At 57.8% G+C, this 2,728-nt stretch carries 3 protein-coding genes; 1 reads left to right on the top strand and 2 read right to left on the bottom strand.

Annotated elements, in window-relative coordinates:
* Positions 1-269: Ulp1 family isopeptidase (locus ACWGS9_RS34550; RefSeq protein WP_454509403.1), on the top strand; the 269-nt coding region annotated here is incomplete at its 5' end.
* Positions 270-1,322: 1,053 nt separating this feature from the next.
* Here ACWGS9_RS34550 and ACWGS9_RS34545 read toward each other — a convergent pair.
* Positions 1,323-1,943: a host specificity protein gene (locus ACWGS9_RS34545; RefSeq protein ID WP_454509402.1), complete on the bottom strand. Its 621-nt coding sequence runs from the start codon at positions 1,941-1,943 to the stop codon at positions 1,323-1,325.
* Positions 1,944-2,568: 625 nt separating this feature from the next.
* Positions 2,569-2,728 (bottom strand): helix-turn-helix domain-containing protein (locus ACWGS9_RS34540; protein WP_454509404.1); only part of this gene is annotated, 160 nt, incomplete at its 5' end.

Raw genomic sequence — 2,728 nt, 5'->3', positions numbered from 1 at the left:
ATGTCGCCTATCACTACGATTCCCTTCAGCGAGGGCAATACAACGACGCGCCTGCAGCACAGCTGGCAGGACTGCTGGACGCCACCTTGGTGCCAGCCCGCATAGCCCAACAACCGAACAAATACGATTGCGGCGTCTTTGTGGTGGACGGCACGCGGGCGCTGGTTGAACGATTGGTGGATGGGCAGCGCCCAGACCACGCGCCGCTGCACCTCGACAACCTCGTCGCCGATCGGCAGGCGCTGCAAAACCGACTGACAAGGCTTTGATTTTGGATTTTCGAAACGGCCCTTTCGGCGGCAGAAGCAACTGCTTGATCCTGAAGGGCGTTGCGTCCGCCGCGCTGCCAATTAAAGCCAATTGAGGTGGGGCGGCCATCGGCGCCGGCGCGCCCAATTTGATGGCAGGTGTTGCAGCTGATTTGTGCGCCTCCGAAGTCGCGGCTCGAAATACAGCATCCTGCCCAGTTCGACCTTCTCTACAGTCGCCGGATTGCCCTCATACGGATTTACGATCTCAGCAACTTCCTCGTCACTCCTACCGTCCTCAGACCCAACTTCGTCTGCGCAACCTGATCTTCAACAATCCCTACCTTCTGACTATCGGAACAGAACGCCTTTCCGACGATGCGGCCTGGACAAAATGGCTGGAGCTAATGGAACAAATGCCGGCGGGTTGGAGAGTCGAGACTTCAGCTACCTTCGCAGTCGCAGCGCTGGAGTTCAAAATTCGTGTTCCCGTTCGGCCCTAGCGCACTCTACGAGGATGTCGCCGTGACGGCGTCCGCGGGGTCTCAACGGACAGGCGCTGCCCTTCGAACTGCCCTTGTGGCCGGTTTTTACACGTATCCTGAACCTACCCCAACTCATCCAAAATTCTCGCCTACTCCGCTCGCGTCGAAGCACGATAGCGCTCTGAAACCGCAGCCGTCAGATCTTTCCTCGTCGCCATGCTCAGCCGTCCCATAGTTGCCCCTGTTCATACCCCTCGGCAGGGAGCAATTTATGTGAGGCAACGGTTGAACATTCAGGAACATTTTTGACGAGGCAATGCGCCGATTCGTTGAGCCACAATCACAATCAACGCCGACCGGCCCTCCGTAATAGTTGCGCTACAGTCGAGGAGCCACGAAATGACAACCAGGCCGCTGAAGCGTGGGGTTCCAGCCCGAGCGCGTTCAGCCACCTCAAGCGTGACGGGATGAGCTAGATGGAGCTTTGCTGAGAGCCGGAAACCGGTTCGGATCCACTTCCCTAGTCCTCAGCTCGGCTGTGTCGCGCTCACCTTGTAGGATCATCTCGCGTCCGCAGCGCACGGTCCCGCTAGATATTAAGGTGTTCCAAATACCAGGCCGGATCATCATCATCGGACGAGTCTGTGTCGACGCTTGCTTCAGTATCGTCGTCACCGCTCTTGGAAAGATATAGCGTAGGCTTGTCGGTCCGCCGCCATTCACCGTCATCGTTATTCCACTTTTCCGGATGCTGTGCAGGATCAAGGATCCAGTGACCTCCTCCCACCTTAGCAAAACCCATCTGCATGAGACGGCCCTCTACCTCATGGGAAGCAGGCACTGACATGACCAATGGGCGTTCGCCGTCAAGCCGAAGTTGATGCTCAAGCATGATATCGCCGGCATTCTCGACAAGGGGGTGAGTAACCCGAAGAGCTACTTGGGAAGTGATTTCAGTTCGCCCGGGAAACCGGGCGTGAAACCGTCTTCCCCCCCCCGTGACGCTCAATCCGCCGTCTATCTTCAGAAGGCCAACGCTTTTGTCGCCTAGCTTATAGCTGAAATATCGCGCATCGGCCGCATCGTTGTCGGTGCCGGCGTAGCTTCTGGCAACGATTGCCGCGCTCAGGGCCTTTTCCGACACGAAATCCGAGTACTCTTGCGGATTATCGGCAATGTGCTTGATATCATCGCCGTAGAAAGCCTTCACTTCTCTCCTGAAGGTGGACCTGTCGATCTCCTCGATTGGAGGTCGCGAAGTCAGGAAATATGGCCGTGTCTCTCCCGAGGACGAACTTGGGCGAAGATCGGACGCCACGCCTGCAACAGTCTCCGCAAAGCGGTGGGTATCTGCTGACCGATTTGATTCGTCGGCTTGGCTAGCACTTGGGGTTTGGCTGGACGAGGCATTGATTCGGCCATACATCAGATTCGCTCTCCTATCGGTAGATTTAGATCGCACCGGGCAGATTTGCTCCCAAGCGCTAGAGCACACTAGACCGCGCAGCTGACCATAAGCTTACGCGCAGATTTCCTCGGCTCCAAGATCATCGGTCTCGACATCAGCGCCTTCGCCGCCGGCGAGCCGAAGCACGGACGTGTCAGCGCTGTCCGTTTCGACGACTGAGCGGCGGCTCTCCGGCCTCGCCTGAAACTTTGCCGGTGAGGCTTTAAAAGCCCCTCCCCTGGCCCCGCTTGACGCCGCAGTATGGCGATCCGATAGAGAGGTTTTCACCTTAACATTTCAATTTTTGTGCCCTAGCGCCTCAATTGAACTCGGGCAGTAAAGGCGACCCCCCCGTCGGGCTGGAACGACCGACGGCAGGCTCTATGCTCTAGACAATCCCCCACGCCCGATAACGTCCTCTCCCCGTGATTTCGCGCATGCCCAGCTCGCCGACGAGGTTGAGCGCGCCCCTGGTCGTCACCCTCAGCTCTTTTTCGATCATTGCGCTCGAGACCAGCGGCCGGGTCAGGACGTAGTCGATGAGCCGC

Source organism: Mesorhizobium sp. Arg314 (genome assembly GCF_053714275.1).
The sequence above is the reverse complement of the archived record's forward strand: the minus strand, read 5'-3'. Positions and strand labels throughout refer to the sequence as shown.